The organism is Urbifossiella limnaea (assembly GCF_007747215.1).
GTDB classification, from domain to species: Bacteria; Planctomycetota; Planctomycetia; order Gemmatales; family Gemmataceae; genus Urbifossiella; species Urbifossiella limnaea.
The window spans coordinates 7431368-7448987 of the sequence record NZ_CP036273.1 but is presented as its reverse complement, the minus strand read 5'-3'; the positions used below and the strand labels follow the sequence as shown (position 1 = coordinate 7448987).

The following is a 17620-nucleotide window of genomic DNA, read 5'->3' as shown; positions in this document are numbered from 1 at the left end:
TCAGGCCAGCCCGCGGGCGCGGCCCCACGCCAGCCAGTGGTCGGCCGCGGCGCGCGGGCGGCCGCGGTCGGCCGGCGGCACGGGGTCGGCACCGGTCAGCTCCCTCAGCGCGGCGAACCACGGCTCCGGCGTCGCGGCCAGTTCCGCCAGGATCAGCGGCACCACGTCCGGCCCTAGCGCCACCACCGCGCGGTACGCCGGGTGATTCGCTGTGGCGGCGGCCGACGACAGGAACCGCGTCGCGGCCTGCCACTCGGCGGCCAGCGTGCGGAAGCGGGAAGCGAGCGCCGGCGAAGGTACGGTGGTCGTGGCCATACCGTCATTCTCCCCGGCCGCCTGGGGCACGTCCAGCCCGCGTCAGGGGTGCGGCACCATCCGCGTGAACGGGGGGACGAACGCCTGCAGCGCCGTCAGCGCGCCGACGACGCTCGCCAGGAACACACTGTGCCAGATCACCGCCTTGAAGATGTCCGCCTCGCGGCCCAGCTGGTTCGTCCCCGCCGTCGCCACGCAGATGCTCTGCGCGTCGATCATCTTCCCCATCACCCCGCCCGTGCTGTTCGCGGTGCACACCAGCACCTGCGTCTGCTCCAGCGTCAGGTTCGACAGCGCCGCCGGGTGGTTGTTGAAAACCTCAGTCGCGGTGATCTTCTGGAGGCTACCGAACAGCGCGTTGCTGCCGGCGTCGGTGCCGGTCAGGAACACGCCCAGCCAGCCCAGCATCGCCGCGAAGAACGGGTACAGCACGCCCGTCTCCGCAAACGCCACGCCCAGCGTGGCGTCGACGCCGGCGTACTTCGTCACGTAACTCAGGCCCAGCATCAGCGCGATGGTCGGGATCGGAATCTTCATCTGCACCGCCGTCTTGCGAAACACGCCGGCCACCTGGCGACCGTTCATGCGCAGGAACGCCATCGACGCCAGCGCGGCCAGGAACACCGCCGAGCCGGGGGCCGTCACCCACGGCAGCTTGAAGACCGCGGCCTCCTTGCGGGCGTCGCCCACGGCGCCCGGCGGCAGCAGCCGGTCGGCGCGCTCCACCTGCTTGTGCAGCGTCGGCACCTCGAACTCGTAGAAGGTTCGCAGCGGCCCCACCTCCAGCGCCCGCTTGGCGTCCGTCTCCGCCCCGCGGACCACGCCGGCCGCCGCCAGGAACGCCGCCATCACCAGGAACGGCGACCACGCCACCGCGATGCTTCGCGCCGTCAGCGGGATCTCGGTGTGCGGGTTGCGGAACGACGAGTCCAGCAGCCGCTTCGCCTCCTCGACCGCGGCCTCGGCGTGCGGGTCGTGCGGGGCCGTCTGCGCGGGCTTCGGGATGGCGCCGTCGCCCGCCGCGGGGAACTTCCACTCGTCCTTCGGCTTCCACACGAACCGCAGGAACAGCGCCAGCGTCACGAGCGAGAACAGGCCGCCGCCGATGTCGGTCAGCGGCCAGATGTACACGCCCGGCACCCACGTGTGGAAGGTGGCGAACACGTACTGGAACGCCGCGAACGACCCGCCGCCGACCAGCAGCGCCGGCCACACGGCGAACGTGTCGCGCCAGCCGCACATGCAGCGCACCATGTACAGCGGCACCAGGCACGACAGCAGCGGCAGCTGGTGCCCGCACATCACGCTCACGGTCGCGGGGTCGATGCCGGTGACGTTGCCGAGCGTGAGGATGGGCACGCCGAGCCCGCCGTAACACACCGGCGACGTGTTGGCGATCAGGCACAGCACCGCGGCGCGGAACGGCGGCACCCCGAGGCCGACCAGCATCGCGCCGCAGATCGCCACCGGCGACCCGGCCCCGGCGGCCCCCTCCATGAAGGCGCCGAACGCGAAGCCGATGAGCACCGCCTGCACGCGGGCGTCGCCGCTCAGGCCGCCGATGCTGCGGCGGATCACGGCGAACTGGCCGGTCTCGACGGTCACGTTGTACAGGAGCATCGCCGCGAACACGGTCCAGCCGATCGGCATGAGGCCGAACGCGGCGCCGTACAGGAACGACCACGACGCCTGCTCCACCGGCATCTTGTAGACGAGCCACGCGATCAGGATGGCGGTCGTGGCCCCGGCGACGCCGGCCCAGCTGGCGAGCCAGCGGCGGCCGACGAGGAGGTAGAACAGCACCAGCACCGGCAGCGCCGCGACAACTGTCGAGAGCAACTGGTTGCCGAGCGGGTTCAGGTCCTGGACGTAGGCGAAGGGCATGGAGAGGGGCCTCGCGGCGGCGGGTCCGATCCGGCGATGCTACGGCGGGCGGGGCGCGGGTGCAAGGAGTTGGGACGAGTCGGGCCCGGGCCCGTGCGCGATCCGCCGGTCGGGTTCTGCCGGCTGGCGCGGCCGGTGGGGGGCGGGGCAAGGGGTAACGGTCCGGGAAGCAGGCAGATTTGCGTAAGTCGCGGGCTCCGGGCAGCCGAGAGAAGATGGGTCGATACCCGCCGCCACGATCTTCCCCGCTGCCGGAGACCGGCCATGACGCGATCACACAAGGTTCTCGGCTTCCTCCTCGTCGCCCTGCTGGGCATCTACGGCTGCGCCAAGGCGCCCGGCGGCGGCGACCCCGCCGCGACGGACGCGAAGGTGCAGCGGCTCGAAGAGGACTTCCGCGCCGCGGCATCGGCCCGGGACAACTTCCGGGCGCAGCTGGTGCAGGCGCACGAGAAGCTCAGCCAGCAGCAGCGGCAGCTCGAACAGGCGAACGCGGCGGCCGCGGCCGAGCGGGTGCAGAAGGACGCGGCCCGCGCCGACCTCCGCGCCCGCACCACCGAGCGCGACAACCTCCAGACGCAGTACGATGGCTTCCGCCGCACCATCCGCGACCTGCTCGGCCAGGCCGACGCGGCGCTGTCGAACCCGTCGGCCCCGCTGCCGGCGTTCGCGGGCGGGTCGGGGCTGCACGCCCCGACGCCGTCGCCGACCGCCGCGGCCGCGAACTGAGTCTTCCGCCGCTTGCGGCGTAGCGCCCGCGGGCGCTACGCCGCAAGCGGGCGTGTCACTTCAGCTCGATCCCCAACTCCGCCGGCGGCGGCACCGCCACCGCCGGCACTTCCAGCTTCACCCCCAGCGATTCCGGCGGCGGTACGGCCACCGGCCGCACCTCTGGGGGGCGTACTTCGGGTGGCCGCACGGCCACCGGCGCCGGCCGCACGGGCGCCGGCCGCACGGGCGCCGGTCTCGGCGGGGGCTGATAAACGGGGCGCTGGTAAATCCAGGGGTCGAAGGCCGGCAGACCGCCGGCCGGGCCGCAGCCCACGGGGGTTCACCCCGCCCCGGATTCGCTCGGGAACACCGTCACCCACGCGGCGCCGACCACCACCACCGCGGCCGGCACCCCGACCCACCACATCAGCTTGCGCATCCGCCGCCTCCTGCCGAGGGGCGCCCGTTTACCCGCCTTCCCCCGCGGCGCGAAGGCCGGATTGCTGCGAGGTTGTGCTTACGGTTTTCGGCCAGCCGTTAGGCCGGGGCGCGAGCCCCGTCGGGGTTCAGACGCCCGACGGGGCTCGCGCCCGAAACACTGCTCCACAGGATGAATCGGGGTGCGCGCGTGGCGCTGGTCCCCATCGATCGTGGTTAACCCCCTCACCCCGCGTGCTTCGCCGCGACCCTCTCCCCCGAGGGGAGAGGGTGGGCCTGACCCGCGCCCGTCACGGGCGGGCATCGACCCGCCGCGCAGGCGCGTGGCCACCCGCCCTCGATGGGTGTCGTGTGGCTCACACCCTCTCCCCTCGGGGGAGAGGGTCGCGGCGAAGCACGCGGGGTGAGGGGGTTAACCACGATCGATGGGAACCAGAAGTCACGCACCGCCGCGAATCACGAACCCACCCAACGCAGTGTCCCGACCCCTCGCCCGCCGGTCAAACCAATAGCCGACCGAGAATCCGCGCCGAATTTCTTGACACCTCCCATTCAGGAGGCCATTGAACTTTTGTTCACCATATCACCCCCAACCCCCGGGTGCCGCCATGACCGCCACCCTGAACGCCCTCCCCGACCTCGACCCGCTGCCGGACGCGCTCGGCGAACTCGACGACGACGCGCGCGTCGGCGGCGCCGTGCAGGCGCTGCGCGGCGTCATGGCCGGGGGTACGCCCGCGCAGGCGCTGCGGGCGGCGGAGATGGTCTGTCGGGTGTGGCTGGCGGGGGAGCGGAAACGCGGCGAGCCGGGGACTGACGCCCCGGCTCGCCCGAAGAAGGCGAAGTCAAACGAGCTCGCGGATCGCCGGGGTGCCGGGGTCGATCGGGTACTGCGGCCGGCCGTTCGGGTCGAACTCGCGGATCGGGTTCAGGTCGATGCCGAGGTTGTGGTACAGCGTGGCGAACACGTTCTGGTGGGTGACCGGCCGCTCCACGGCGTACTCGCCGAGGCGGTTCGAGGAGCCGATCGCCTGCCCCGTCCGCATCCCGCCGCCGGCCAGCAGGCAGGTGCTCAGTTGGGGCCAGTGGTCGCGGCTGGCCATGTTGTTCAGCCGCGGCGTGCGGCCGAACTCGCCCCACACCAGCACCGTCACGTCCTTGTCCAGCCCGCGGTCGTGGAGGTCGCTCACCAGCGCGGTGACCGCGCGGTCGAGCAGCGGCATGTCCTTCTTCCCCTGCACGAAGTTCTTCCCGTCGCCGCCGTGCCAGTCCCAGCGGGTGAAGTTCAGCGTTACCACGCGGGCGCCGGCCTCCACCAGCCGGCGGGCCATCAGGAAGTTGCGGACCATCCGCGGGGCGCCGTCGCGCTCGAACGCCGGGTCGTCGAAGCCGTAGCGCTCCAGCGTCTTCGGGCTTTCCTTGGTCAGGTCGAGCGCGTCCTTCAGCTTCGACGACGTGAGGATGTCCAGCGCCTGCCGGTTGAACGTGTCCATGCCGTCCATCAGGCCGCTGCGGTCGATGCGGCGGTCGATGGTGTCGAGCGAGCGGACCAGCGCCGTGCGGTCGCCGAGTTGCTCCAGGGTGACGCCCTTGAGCGTCATGCTGTCGGCGGGGCCGGTGCCCTTGCCGGCGCTGAGGCGGAACGGGGCGTGCGCCAGGCCGAGGAAGCCGCCGTCGCCGGGGTAGCCCCAGCGCTGCTCGCCGGTGCGGTACATGAGCGTGAGGTGCGGCGGCACGGCGGCGTCGGCCCCGCCCTGGGTCTTCGACACCCACGCGCCGAAGCTCGGCCAGTAGCCGTTGTTGGCGGGCGTGCGCGGCCGGCCGGTCATGCACTGGTAGGCGTCGTGGTCGCCGCTGCTGCCGACGAGCGAGCGGACGACGGCGAACCTGTCCATCATCTTCGCCATCAGCGGGAAGTGCTCGCAGATGCGGACGCCGGGGACGTTCGTGTCGATCGGGTTGAACTCGCCGCGGACCTCGGCGGGGGCGTCGGGCTTCATGTCCCACATGTCGATGTGGGGCGGGCCGCCCGGCAGGTAGACCATGATGACGGACTTGTGGCTCGTGCGGGTGCCCTGGCGGGCCTCGGCGGCGAGCAGGTGCGGGGCCGCGAGGGCGCCGCCGAACAGGGTGCCGCCGATGGTGAGGAAGTCGCGGCGGGTGCGGCCGTCGCAGAAGCCGCCGCCGCGGTGGGGGGTTCCGAACAGGTTGAGCATGAACGTGGTCCCGGGCGGAACGGTGGGGCCGCGGCCCCGGCAGGTGCTGCCATCTTCGGCGATCGTGCCGATCGGGTCCAGCGGAAAATCGACCGCATCACCCACCCGAGCCGGCCCCGTCAGGGGTCGGAGCGTCCCCCGGTCGGACGCGACCGCGTCGGGAGTGGGTGCGCTCCGACCCCCGACGGGGCCGGCTCAGAAGCCCGTCCGCGGGTTCCTTGTTCGCACGCGAGCGCCTCCGTACACTACCCGCCGCTGTCCCGTTGCGCCCCGGCCCGCCCGGAACCGGCCCCGATGCCACCGACGGTCCTGGACTGGAGCCCGACCGTCGATCCGTCGGACTTCGTCCGCCGGGTGCGCGAGGAGCTGGCGGCCGGCCGGGTGGTGATTTACCCCGGCGATTCCGGGTACGTCGCCCTCGCCGACCCGACTTCGCCCGTCGCCCCGACGATCCCCGCCCCGGCGGTGCTGGTGTACGGCCCGGACGACCCGCCCCGGCTGGGGGTGAGCGTGCCGACGGCCGCCCGCCGGCTGATGTTCCGCGGCTGGCCGTCGCCGCTGACGGTGGCGCTGCCCGCGGACCCGACGGCGGTCCCCGAGGGCTGGCCGGCGGCGGCGTGGGAGGCGGTGACGCGGGACGGCGTGGTCCGCTTCCGCTGCCCGGAGCACGCGCTGACGGACGCCCTGCTGCCGGCGCTGCCGGGGCCGGTGCTCCTGAGCGAGACGCACCAGCCGACGGCGAGCGCGGCGGCGGAACCGTTCGGCGACGCGGTTCAGCTGGCGGTGAGCGCCGGCGGGCTGAGGACGGACCGCCGGCCGACCGAGGTGGCGGTTTCGGACGCGGGCTGGCGGGTGACACAGGCCGGCGACTTCCCGGCGGACGAGGTCGAGCGACTGACGGCGCGGATCGTGTTGTTCGTGTGCACGGGCAACACCTGCCGCAGCCCGCTGGCCGAGGGGATCGCCAAGGCGCTGCTGGCGGAGCGGCTCAGCTGCCCGGCCGACGCGCTGCCGGCGAGGGGCATCTGGGTGCTGTCGGCGGGCGTGGCGGCGTACGGCGGCGGGCCGGCGTCGGACCTGTCGGTGGCGGCGGCGGCGGAGTTCGGCGCCGACATCGCCGACCACCGCAGCCGGCCGGTGAACCCGCAGCTACTGGCCGCCGCCGACGACGTGATCGCCATGACCCGGTCGCACGCCCACGCCCTGGCGGAGCGCTACCCCGGGGTCGGCCCGGCGGCCCGACTGCTGTGCGGCGACGCCGACCTGGACGACCCCATCGGCGCGGGGCCGGAGGTGTATCGGGACTGCGCCCGGCGGATCCGGGAGCACGTGGGGCGGTTCTTACAGGAGTGGGTGGCCGCATGCGAGTAGCCGTCGGCAACGACCACCGGGGCGTGGCCGTGAAGTACCGGGTGGTGAGCCTCCTGAAGGAACTCGGTCACGAGGTCACCGACCACGGCACGGACGCGCCCGCCGGGTGCGACTACCCGGACTTCGCGTTCGTGGTGGCGAAGGCCGTGGCCGGCGGGGCGGCCGACCGCGGCATCCTGCTGTGCGCGACCGGCCACGGCATGTGCATCGCGGCGAACAAGGTGCGCGGCGTCCGCGCCGCCAACTGCCGCGACGCCCTCGACGCCGAGATGAGCCGCCGGCACAACGACGCGAACGTGCTGTGCCTGTCGGCCGACCTGATCGGCGAGGAGGTCATCGACCGGATGGTGCGGGCGTGGCTGACCGCCGACTTCGAGGCCGGCCGGCACCAGCGGCGCAAGGACAAGATCACCGCGTTCGAGCAGGCCAACCCGCTGCCGGCCGCGAAGACCCCGCCCCCCGCCGGCTGACCGCCGGCGTCGCCCTCTTCCCGCCTCCGACCGTCGGCTTGCCGTTTGACGGCCGCCCGCCGCCGCGGTAGCCTCAACACACCCGCACTCCGAGGCCGCGATGGTCCGCCCCGCCTGGCTGCTCGGCCTGGTCCTGCTCGCGCTGCCGGCCTGCACCCGCCCGATCACGCCCGAGCAGGCCTCCGCCCGCCTCGTCGGCATCTGGCAACACGTCCGCCAGAACGGCCAGCCGGTGCCGCCGCGGACCGACGTGTCCGGCCTGATGGAGATCGAGCCCGGCGGCGTCCTCAAGCGCGAGGCGCCGGTCGAGGTGTACGCGGCCGGCGTGCTCCAGTCGCGCAACGTCCAGAAGGTCGAGGACCGGTTCCGCTTCCTGGACGGCGAGACGATGGAGGTGACCGGCAACGACCGCGGCCAGGTGCGGACGTGGCGGGTGCGGGCGGTGCTGGCCGGCACCCGGCTGACGCTCCACAAGCCCGACGGCGTGGTGGACGACTACGACCGCATCAAGTGACCCGCCCTCGCTCTCCCGAGGTGCCGCCCATGCCCGCCCGCACCGCCCTCCTCACCCGCCGCCGGCTCCTCCACGTCGGCGCCGGCGGCTACCTCGGCCTGAACCTCGGCGGCCTCCTCGAAGCCCGCGCCGCCGCGCCGCCGCCCGCCGCCCCGAAGCCGATCCGCGCGTGCGTCCTCGTCTTCCTCTACGGCGGCCCCAGCCACCTCGACACGTTCGACCTGAAGCCCGACGCGCCCGCCGAGGTCCGCGGCGAGTTCCGGTCGGTGGCCACGAGCGTCCCCGGCCTCCGCGTGTGCGAGCACCTGCCGCGGGTGGCCCGCGTGATGGACAGGGTGGCGCTCGTCCGCAGCGTCACGCACTCGGCCCGGCTGCACGACTCGGCCTCGATCCACGCGCTGACCGGCCGGCCGCTCGACGGCCCCGACCGCGAGCTGTTCGCCCCGCAGCCGCAGGTGTACCCGAGCTACGGCAGCGCCGTCGCGTACCTGACCCGCGGCCGCGGCGTGGACGTGCCGTTCGCGTCGCTGCCGTTCCCGTTCCACAACGTGGTGCCGACGCCGTGCCAGGGCGGCGGCTTCCTCGGCCGCGCCTACGACCCGCTGTGGGTGGACGTGGACGCGGCCACCCGCGAGTACCGCGCCGGGGCGCTGCGGCCGGCCGCCGACGTGAGCCCCGCCCGCCTCGGCGAGCGCCGCCGCCTGTTGGACACGCTCGGCAAGCCCGCCGCGGTGTACGAGACGGCGTACCGGCTGCTCGAAGCCGAAGCGGTGCGCGGCGCCGCCGACGTGTTCCGCGAGCCGCTGCGGGTGCGCGAGCGGTACGGGTTCGGCGCCGCGCCGGCGGCGGTCGGCGAGGGCGGCGGCGGCGGCAACGGGGCCGAGCTCGGCGTCGCCCGGCAGATGCGCGGCCAGAACTTCCTGCTGGCCCGGCGGCTGGTCGAGGCCGGCGTGCCGTTCGTGACCGTGTACGACTTCAAGCAGCAGGGCCAGAACTGGGACGCACACTTCAAAGGCGCGAACCAGCACCGCACGCACCTGCTGCCGCAGTTCGATCAGGGGTTGTCGGCGCTGATCGAAGACCTGGACACGCGGGGCTTGCTCGACAGCACGCTGGTGGTGGCGATGGGCGAGTTCGGCCGGACGCCGCGGGTGAACCGCGACGGCGGCCGCGACCACTGGCCGGACTGCTACACGGCGCTGTTCGCCGGCGGCGGCGTGACCGGCGGCGCGGTGTACGGCGCGAGCGACCGCCTGGGCGCGTACCCGGCCCGCGACCCTGTGACGCCCGGCGACCTGGCGGCGACGATCTTCTGGCGGTTCGGCCTGGACCCGGCGGCGGAGGTGTTCGACCAGGCCGGCCGCCCCCACCGCCTCGCCGCCGGCGAGCCGCTGCGGCGGCTGTTCGGCAGCTGACCCACCCGGAGGCCGGTCGTGTCTACTGCCCCGCTCCGCGAGATCAAGCCGGTCGTCGTTCCGGCACAGTTCGTCGTGCTCGGGCCGCTCGTCGCCGGGTTCGTCGCCGTCTTCCCCGCCACGTTCGCGTTCGTCGTCGGCGGCATGTTCGGCGACCCGTTCGAACGCCTCGAGCGCGGCCCCGACCACTCCCTTGCGGTGGGCGTGTACGTCGCGGCGTTCATGATCGCCCTCGGGCTCTTCGGGCTGAAGTGCTTCCAGGAGCCGCAGCAGACGACGTACCGGGTGTTCGCCGACCGCGTGGAGTGCGACGAGGGCTTCTTCAACAAGCACCAGCGGACCGTCGTGTTCGACCAGGTCATCGACGTGGAGCTGACCGAGGGCGTGCTCCAGCAGACGCGCGGCGCCGGCACCGTGTCGCTGGTGACGCAGCAGCTGGTGAGCGGCTCCGACGGCAAGCTCTCGAACCGGAAGGTGGCGCTGGTGAACGTGCCGCAGCCGCGCGAAGTGTACGACCTGATCCGCTCGCTGGCGCTGAAGAAGACCTGACGCTACTCCCGCACCAGCGTCCCCATCGCCTGCCGCAGCCGGGCCTCGGCCCGGTGCCAGTCGGACGCCGCCTCCAGCAGCGCGCCGCGGGCCTTCAGCAACTCCAGCCGCGCCGCCGTCAGCTCGGCCAGCACCGACTGCCCGGCGGCGGCCTGCTTCTCCAGGTCGGCCACCCGCGCCGCCGCGTCCGTCACCGCCGCCGCCCGCGCGCCGACGGCGGCGCGGTGGCCGTGGAGCGTCGCCACCGCCGCCCGCACCTCGGCCTCGGCCTGCCGCTCCCGCCCCGCGAGCGCCGACGCGAGCCGGTCCCCGGAGCCGTCGTCCTTCCCGCACAGGGCCGAGAGTAGCGCCAGCAGCGGGTGCCCGCTCGCGGCGGCGAGCAGCGGGTTGAGGCTCGTCAGCGCCTGTTGCGACAGCCCGCTGTCACTGCCGTCCCGGCAGCCGATCAGCGCCCGCAGGAAGTTCAAGTCCGGCCGGTAGTGCAGCGCCGTGCGGACGGCCTCGGCGGCGTCGACGTCCTCGCCGCGGACGCGGAGCGGGTCGGCGGGGCCGAGCGGCATGGGGTCGGCGGCGTCGAGCGCGAGCCGGCCGCGGAGGCTGGCGTTCAGCGCCCCGATGCCGCCGCCGAGCTGGCCGAGCTGCGCGTCGAACTCGTGCAACTGTACCCGCAGCGGGTCGCCGCGGTCGCGCAGGCCGTGCTTCGCGGCGGCGTCCGCCTCCGCGAGCCGCGCCGCGACCTCGGCGCGGGCGGCGACGAGCAGGTCGAACTGGGCCTCGGCGCGGGCGAGCTTGTAGAAGTCGTCGAGGGCATCGCCGGCGGCGCGGTTGCGGAGCTCGTCGGCGGCGTACCCGCGGACGAGCCGGGCGCACGCCGCCTTGTCGGCCTTCTTCGGATGAAGCCGCGGGTGACTCGGGCCGCTGTTGCCCGGGTGCTTGTCGAGGTCGTCGGCGAAGGGCGCGTTCTGCGCCGCGAGCGCGCGGCACTCCTCGGCGGTGAGCCGCCGCACGGTCGCGGGCCGCGCCGGCGTCGTGGCTCCCGATACCGCTGTGGCGTCCACTGCGACCGGTTGGCGTGCCGCGGTCGGCAGTTCGACGGGGGCGTGGGCGTGGGGGGAGCACTGGCGGGCGTGGTGGCACCCCGCCGCGATCAACAACAAGCAAGCGTAGGAGGTCGCCCCCCGGCGCATCTCCGCCCCCGCGGTGGAATCGGCACCCGCGGTAAGATCGGCAAACTCGGCACGGCGTGGTGAGCCGAATTGCCGCGCGGCTACGGCAACAGGTCGGCGACGGCGACGGCCGAGTTGGGGGCGGCGAGGGGAACGACGGTGTCGGCGCGGCCGAGGTAGCGGATGCTCGTGTAGCCGTGGCCGAAGCGCGCGGCCGCGTCCGGCTTCGGGTCGCGGAACACGATCAGGCGGTTGTGGACGAGATCGACGACCCAGTAGTCGGCGATGCCGCCCGCGGCGTAGAGGCTGGCCTTGTCGCCGGTGTCGTAGGCGAGCGAGCTGTCAGCCACTTCGACCACCAGGAGCGCGGTCGTGGGGTGTCGGCGCGGCTGACTCCGCGGCGGTCCGGCTTCGACCGCGATGTCCGGCTCCGGGTCGGAGGCCTGCCCGAGGTTCAGGGGCATCTGTTGCCGGTACGTCATCTCGTCGCCGAACGCCGCGTGGAGGGCCACCGCGGACACGATAATACCGGTGGAGTGCGGTTCGTTCTGGGGTGTCATGGCGATGATTTCCCCGTCGATGAGCATGACTCGTTTGCCGGCGAAATAGCCGGCCTCGGCGAGGCGGTAATACTCCTCCCGCGTCCAGCGGAGCGGCGCGACCGGCGGCAGGTGCGCGAACGGGTCGGCCGGCGGGGCCGGTGGCGGCGCGGGGAGCGCGACAGCAGACATGCGGGGAACCTCCACGAACCGGAGCCATTGTACCGGCGAACCCTACTTCGCCGCCAGCGGCACGACGCCGTCCCAACCCGGCGGCGGGGCGTGGTTGTGCTGCAAAATGAAGCCCGTCAGCAAGTCCTTGCCGCGGTCGCGCGGGGGCAGCCGGTGCAGCCGGTCGTCGGCCGCCGACCAGTCGCCGGACATGAACGCCTCCAGCGCCGCGGCGTACTCGGTCAGGTGAACGTCGGTCAGCACCGCGTCGGGGCCGGCCGGCGGGAGCAGCTCGCTCACGTCCAGCGGCGTCTCCAGCCCGGCCGGCTTCACCCGCGCCAGCCGGCGCACGCGGGCCACGTCCGCCGGGAGGTGCGCACGCACCGCCGCCGCCGTCGCCTCGTCCAGCAGGATCGGCACCCGCAGCGGCTTCGTCATCCCTTCGAGCCGCGACGCGAGGTTCACCACCGGGCCGAACACGCCCACCTTCGCCTGCTCCGCGGTGCCGATCCCGCCGGCGACCGCCCGGCCGGTGGCGATGCCGATGCCGGCGCGGAAGCCGAACAGCGGGTGCGACCGGTCACTGCTCACCGCCGCGAACCCGTCGCGGATCGCCAGCCCCGCCCGGCACGCGTTCTCCACCTTCGCCGGGTCGTCCAGCGGCCAGCCCCAGAAGCCCATCGCCGCGTCGCCGAGGAAGTCGGCGATCGCCCCGCGGTTCTCCACGATGGCGCGGGTCATCACGCCGAGCGCGGCGCTCACCCGCGTCAGCACGTCGAGCAGCTGGCCGGACGCCTCCTCGACGGTGCGCGAGAACCCGCGCAGGTCGCAGAACAGCACGGTCGCGTCCACCTCGCGCGGCTCCAGGGCGCGGGCGGCGTCGCGGCCGGCGACGACGTGCAGCACGCCCGGCGAGAAGAACCGCCGGAACACGCCCTGCCGCTCGCGGAGCACCTGCACCTGCCGCAGCGAACTCAGGATGTCGGCGACCAGCTCGGCGAACTTCACGTCGTCGCGCAGGTCGGTCGCGCGGGCGGGGAACGACAGCGCCGGCGCGTCGTCCGTCGTGAACCGGCCGGCGGCGACGAGCCCCCAGCCGCGGCACGCCTCACCCCCGACCGGCGTGCAGAACGACCAGTCGAACCCGCCCTGGACCGTGAATTCGCCCGCCGGCTCGTGTGCCCGCGCGGGGCCGCGCCAGACGTGCAGCACCGTCGCCTCCCGCGCCGCCACCGCCTCCACGACCAGCCGGCGGCTCGGGACGAACGGGCCGTCGGCGGCGCGGCGGCGGTCGGTGTGCAGCACCCGCACCGGCACCTCGGGCACGCTCCCGGCCGGGCCGAACAGCTCGACCGCGCCGACCTCCGTGGCCACCAGCGCGACCGCGTCGGCCCGCGGCAGGCCGGCCAGCAGCATCTCGCACACGCCGGCGAACAGCTCGGGGTCGGACGCGGCGCCGGCGATCACGTCGGGCAGCTTGCTGAGCACGTCGAGCCGGTGCGGGGCGTCGCGGAACGGCAGGTGCGCCAGGTCGCCGTGCGCCACCGTCAGTGACTCGTGCCGCGCCCCGGGCGCGGACGAACTCGGCGCGTCGGGCACGACCGTGAACGTGGTGCGGCCGACCACGAACGCCGCGCCGAGGCCGAGCTCGAACGGCCCGTCTACGGGGTCGCCGTCGCGGAAGACGGGGTTGCGGGCGGCGCTCGGGCGGACGTGGAGGCGGCCGGCGGACCATTCCAGCTCGGCGTGCCGGCGCGACAGGAACGGCTCCCACGCGGCGCCCCAGCCGTCGCGGCCGAGTGTGACCGGGCCGGCGGGCAGGCGGCGGCGCCAGTGGTTCTCCGGCTGCGGCCCCTGGGCAATCAGGTCGGGCATACGCGGGTCGGCGGCGGGGAGGGCGACGGACACCTGTAGTGTAACCGCCGATCGGCCCGCCGCGACGGATCGCCGGCCGGAAAGGCGTCCGCCCCGTGTGGCGTTCGGGACGAGGCGGTCGCGGACGGGAAATGACAGGGGCCGGCCCGAGGGGGCCGGCCCGAGAGCGGCGGGAGGTCGGTCCCGCCCACGACACCTTTGGTTGCCCGAATCAGTTCGCTTCGGCCGGCAGCGGCTGGCCGTCTTGGGCGCTGCCGAGCTGGTAGAACGCCAGCTGGGAGATGCTGTCGCGGAGGAACCGCACGGTGCCGTCGCCCATCGCCGCGTTCACCCCGCCGGTGTGGGCGCTGCGCGCCGTCGCCACGGTGTTGCTGCCGTTGGCGCACCCCAGGTTCAGCGCCGCCGCCGTCGAGCCCGGGCACGTGGTGATGATGTCCGACAGGTCGTTCTTAGCGTTCGGCGTCAGCGCCGCGCCCTTGCCGTAGGAGCCGATGGTGCTGGCGCCGATGTGGCCCATCGCCCAGACGCCGCGGCTGTCGGTGGCGTTCAACCCCGACAGCACCTCCGACATCATGATCGTATTCGAGCTGCCGTCCTGGATGCCCTGGATGGTCATGCACTTGTGCGCCGCCTTGGTGGTGAACCAGAACGGTCCGCGGCCGTTGAGCGACGTGGTCACGCCGTTGATCGTGAACGCGAACGAGGTCGAGCCGCCGTCGTTGGCCTCCTGCCCGGTCGGCCCCAGGTTGGCCGCGTAGTTGCCGCGCACCCAGCTCCCGCCGGCGCCGGCGTACGGCGTCGTGTTCCGCGGGTCCGACGGGCACTGGGCGTAGTTGAAGTTCGCCGTCCGGACCAGCCGCCAGTTGTGGTCGGTGTTCACGGTGTTGAGCCACGACGTGATGCTCGTCACCTGCTGGTTGTACAGCGGCGCCTGCTCGATGTACGGCAGGATGAGGGTGATCCAGTTCGGCCCGTACCCGGTGGTGTTGTCCGGGGCGGTGCTGAAGGTGGCGCCCGGCACGACCATGGCCGGCGGCAGGCCGCCGACGGTGTCCTGGTAGCTGTGGGCGGCCAGCGCCCACTGCTTCAGGTTGTTCTGGCACTTGACGCGGGCGGCGGCCTCGCGCACCTTCTGCACGGCCGGCAGCAGCAGGCCGATCAGGATGGCGATGATGGCGATCACCACCAGCAGCTCGATGAGCGTGAACCCGCGGCGGGTCCGGGGGCGAGCGAACGGCGTCATGCACAACTCCATGCGGGAACGGGGGTGCCGATCGGGGTGGGGAAGACGAGGACAATGACCGATCGCTCGGTCTTGTGGATGCCGGATTAGGAGAGAGGGGAGAGAGACCACGACGGAGCGTAGTCCGTCGTCACGATCCCGTGGTTGCGCCGGAGTGGGAGATGAGAGGGCTGGCGCGCCGCGGGACCACAGCAGATTTTAACTTGCGGCGCGGGGCGGCGGCTTTCAAGAAGGATCCGAGAATTTCGGCGCGATTCCCGGAACGCGACCGGAGCCGTGGGGTTGCCACGGCTCCGGGTGTAGTACGTGGGGCACGTGTACAACGTGCCGGGATGAGGCGCCCGGACGGGGCCGGCAAGGCACGTTGAACACGTGCCCCACGTTCCGACTAAGCCGGTACCGGCTTCCGCCGCAGGCGCGACCGGCCGATCAGGGCCACGACGCCGATGCCGCCGAGCAGCGCGCCGGCGGGGGCCGGCACGGCGCCGACCGACCGCATCGTGATCTGGTCCTGCACCTCCATCGTCTGCTTGCCGCCCACCGACGACGCCGGGGCCACCAGCGCCACCAGCTCGTAGCCGGCGTACTTCTTCGAGAAGTACGAGGCGTCGCCGGTCGCGGTCAGGCTGTTGAGCATCTTCTGGGCGTTGGTCGCGGCCGTGTACGTGGCGTCGGGCAGGAAGAAGTTGCCGGTGGTCAGGTTGTTCGACTTGCCGTCGTAGATCAGCTCCCACAGGGCGATCTGGAACGAGATCGAGGCGTCGGTCACGCCGCTGCTCTTGAACGAGCTGCTGTTCCAGGCGGTGTCGTAGTACTTGCCGTACAGCTCGGCGATGAGGTTGGCGTTGGCCGCGGCCGGCGACGGCGCCTTGCTCAGGCTGAACACGCCGAACTCGACCGTGGTGCCGGGGGCCGGCAGCGTCTGCACGGGCGGGCCGGCGTTCAGCTCCAGGCAGAACGTGGCCGTCGGCGGCGGGAAGCTGCTGTTCGGCGGCAGCTGGTTCTGCGTCCAGTAGAACGGCCCGGCCTCGGCGTCGAGGCGGTTGTTGCTGATGCCGGGGTTGCCGGACGTGCCGTTGTACGTGAGGAACACGAATTCGGCCGAGGCGCGCGGGGCGCCGGCGGCGAAGGCGGCCAACACGAGTGCGGCCGCGAACGGACGGGTAAGACGGGCGCTCATATGGGCGGCTCGGGGCTGAATGACGGCCGCGCAGGCGGGGGGGCGACGGCGCGACCGGGGCAATGCTCCCAACACCTCGATTTGTACCAACCGCTACCGCCCCTGTAAATGCGACAAACCCGAAACTCTAGCATAAAATACCGCCGCGGGGTCGGTTTTCCCGGCGCCGCGATTGGACAATTGGCGTTTTGTTAAGCCCGGGAAGCGCCACGACCCTCGGCGGAGGCCGGACGATGCTCGCAACCCTTACCATCGCGCTCGCCCTGGCCGATCCGGACGCACGGCCGGAGGTCGCCCCGCCGCCCCGACTCGTGGCCCCCCTCGTGGAACTCGCGCCGCTCCCGAACGGCTACCGCATCACCCTGAGCCGCCGCGGCGTCGAGCAGTTCCGCGACTTGCTGGAGAGCACCGACGAGAAGCAGGCCGCGGCGCTGCTCCGCGACCGGGCGAAGAACATGCGTGCCGGCGAGACGCCGGACGACGCCACGGCCGGCAAGCTGGAGCTGATTGCGTTCGTGGCCGGGTCGCAGATTCCCGCCCTGCGGACGGAGCTGCGCGACAAGGCCGGGCCGGGCGGTGCCGTCATCACGGTCAGCGGCTTGCAGAAGGCGGACCTGCCGATCCCGGAGAACCGCCCGCTACTGCGGCGGGTCGCCGGGGTGGTGCAGGGCGTGGCCCCGCTGCTGCCGGCCGACGCCCGCGACACGCTCCTGGGCCTGTCGGCGATGTCGCGCACGACGCCGCTGACTTGGCGGGTCGAGCCGCGGGAGTAGACTCCCAGAGGCTCCCAACTCCCGAAGACTGTCATGCAGCCGTCCGACGTGACCCGGCAGATGCTGCGGGACTACCTGCACGACGCCCTGCCCGAGGCCGAGCTGGCGGCCGTCGAGCGGGCCGTGCGCGCGTCCGCCGAGGTGCGCCGCGTCCTCGACGAGGTGCGCGAGGAGGAGGACCGCGGCGAGCACACCGTCGGCGCGATCTGGCGGCGCGAGCGCGTCAGCTGCCCCGGCCGCGACCAGCTCGGCGGCTACCTCCTCGGCGCCGGCGACCCCGACCTGCACGACTACGTCACGTTCCACCTCACCGTGGTCGGCTGCCCGTACTGCCAGGCCAACCTCGACGACCTGAAGAAGCTCGGCGGCCACTGACGCCGCCCGCGGCGTTGCTCGGTCGTCCGCAGTAATCGGGTTCGGCTTGCACCCGGCGGCGGCGGTGGTATACGGCCCCCGCTTCCACACAGCGGAACGGACGTCGGGGAACCACATGCGGGGCAAGCTGCCGGCAGCGTTCGGGCTCGCGGTCGCGCTCGTCGCGGCGTCGGCCGGCTGCCACCACGACAAGCACGGGCTCATGTTCAAGCCGAAGGAGGAGGTCGTCCTCCCGGCCGACGAGGCCCGGTTCAACAACCCGCCGACGGCGCAGTACAAGAAGCGGCCGGCGAAGAGCGCCGACGACAAGGCGCTGCTCGGCCGACAGATGGGCGGGCCGGGCGGCGGCATGGGCGGGCCGGGCTTCTAGGAAATGACGAATGACGAATGACAGAATCTGACGGGGTTCCGTCAT

At 73.1% G+C, this 17620-nt stretch carries 17 protein-coding genes; 9 read left to right on the top strand and 8 right to left on the bottom strand.

Annotated elements, in window-relative coordinates; all coding sequences use genetic code 11:
• A complete protein-coding gene (locus tag ETAA1_RS30100; RefSeq protein WP_145244304.1) occupies positions 1–315 on the bottom strand; it encodes a hypothetical protein in 315 nt (104 codons plus the stop codon).
• A gap of 42 nt (positions 316–357) precedes the next feature.
• Positions 358–2199 carry an L-lactate permease gene (locus ETAA1_RS30095; protein WP_145244303.1) on the bottom strand — a complete coding sequence of 614 codons (1842 nt, stop codon included), beginning with the start codon at positions 2197–2199 and terminating at the stop codon, positions 358–360.
• Between the two features lie 264 nt (positions 2200–2463).
• Between ETAA1_RS30095 and ETAA1_RS30090 the strand changes: the two genes are divergently transcribed.
• Positions 2464–2928, top strand: coding sequence for a hypothetical protein (locus tag ETAA1_RS30090; RefSeq protein WP_145244302.1), 465 nt, complete (start codon positions 2464–2466; stop codon positions 2926–2928).
• 1265 nt (positions 2929–4193) lie between these two features.
• Here ETAA1_RS30090 and ETAA1_RS30085 read toward each other — a convergent pair.
• Positions 4194–5564, bottom strand: coding sequence for a DUF1501 domain-containing protein (locus tag ETAA1_RS30085; RefSeq protein WP_145244301.1), 1371 nt, complete (start codon positions 5562–5564; stop codon positions 4194–4196).
• Between the two features lie 294 nt (positions 5565–5858).
• Here ETAA1_RS30085 and ETAA1_RS30080 point away from each other — a divergent pair, with 294 nt between their 5' ends.
• The 5 genes from ETAA1_RS30080 (at position 5859) to ETAA1_RS30060 (ending at position 9883) form a co-directional block, all read left to right on the top strand.
• Positions 5859–6935 (top strand): arsenate reductase/protein-tyrosine-phosphatase family protein, encoded by a 1077-nt coding sequence (locus ETAA1_RS30080; protein WP_145244300.1) that lies wholly within the window; start codon positions 5859–5861, stop codon positions 6933–6935.
• Positions 6926–7405, top strand: a complete 480-nt coding sequence (gene rpiB / locus ETAA1_RS30075; RefSeq protein ID WP_145244299.1) for a ribose 5-phosphate isomerase B — start codon at positions 6926–6928, stop codon at positions 7403–7405. Before ETAA1_RS30080 ends, rpiB begins: the two co-directional genes overlap by 10 nt.
• Before the next feature lie 100 nt (positions 7406–7505).
• Entirely contained in the window at positions 7506–7919 is a 414-nt protein-coding gene (locus ETAA1_RS30070; RefSeq protein ID WP_145244298.1) for a hypothetical protein, read from the top strand.
• Positions 7920–7948: 29 nt separating this feature from the next.
• On the top strand, positions 7949–9334 hold the full coding sequence (locus ETAA1_RS30065; RefSeq protein WP_145244297.1) for a DUF1501 domain-containing protein: 1386 nt from the start codon (positions 7949–7951) through the stop codon (positions 9332–9334).
• An 18-nt stretch (positions 9335–9352) separates the two neighbouring features.
• Positions 9353–9883: a PH domain-containing protein gene (locus ETAA1_RS30060; protein WP_145244296.1), complete on the top strand. Its 531-nt coding sequence runs from the start codon at positions 9353–9355 to the stop codon at positions 9881–9883.
• A 2-nt stretch (positions 9884–9885) separates the two neighbouring features.
• Here ETAA1_RS30060 and ETAA1_RS30055 read toward each other — a convergent pair whose 3' ends face one another.
• The 5 genes from ETAA1_RS30055 to ETAA1_RS30035 form a co-directional block, all read right to left on the bottom strand.
• Positions 9886–11070 carry a TolC family protein gene (locus ETAA1_RS30055; protein WP_145244295.1) on the bottom strand — a complete coding sequence of 395 codons (1185 nt, stop codon included), beginning with the start codon at positions 11068–11070 and terminating at the stop codon, positions 9886–9888.
• 80 nt (positions 11071–11150) lie between these two features.
• Positions 11151–11780, bottom strand: coding sequence for a Uma2 family endonuclease (locus ETAA1_RS30050; RefSeq protein WP_145244294.1), 630 nt, complete (start codon positions 11778–11780; stop codon positions 11151–11153).
• A gap of 42 nt (positions 11781–11822) precedes the next feature.
• Positions 11823–13634, bottom strand: a complete 1812-nt coding sequence (locus tag ETAA1_RS33650; protein ID WP_145244293.1) for an adenylate/guanylate cyclase domain-containing protein — start codon at positions 13632–13634, stop codon at positions 11823–11825.
• A gap of 211 nt (positions 13635–13845) precedes the next feature.
• Entirely contained in the window at positions 13846–14877 is a 1032-nt protein-coding gene (locus ETAA1_RS30040; protein ID WP_202920514.1) for a DUF1559 domain-containing protein, read from the bottom strand.
• 388 nt (positions 14878–15265) lie between these two features.
• Positions 15266–16057: a hypothetical protein gene (locus ETAA1_RS30035; protein WP_145244292.1), complete on the bottom strand. Its 792-nt coding sequence runs from the start codon at positions 16055–16057 to the stop codon at positions 15266–15268.
• A gap of 233 nt (positions 16058–16290) precedes the next feature.
• Between ETAA1_RS30035 and ETAA1_RS30030 the strand changes: the two genes are divergently transcribed.
• The 3 genes from ETAA1_RS30030 (at position 16291) to ETAA1_RS30020 (ending at position 17575) form a co-directional block, all read left to right on the top strand.
• Positions 16291–16830 carry a hypothetical protein gene (locus ETAA1_RS30030; protein WP_145244291.1) on the top strand — a complete coding sequence of 180 codons (540 nt, stop codon included), beginning with the start codon at positions 16291–16293 and terminating at the stop codon, positions 16828–16830.
• A 33-nt stretch (positions 16831–16863) separates the two neighbouring features.
• Complete coding sequence (locus ETAA1_RS30025; RefSeq protein ID WP_145244290.1) at positions 16864–17205, top strand: hypothetical protein; 342 nt, start codon at positions 16864–16866, stop codon at positions 17203–17205.
• Between the two features lie 115 nt (positions 17206–17320).
• Positions 17321–17575, top strand: a complete 255-nt coding sequence (locus ETAA1_RS30020) for a hypothetical protein (protein WP_145244289.1) — start codon at positions 17321–17323, stop codon at positions 17573–17575.
• The last annotated feature ends 45 nt before the right edge of the window (positions 17576–17620 follow it).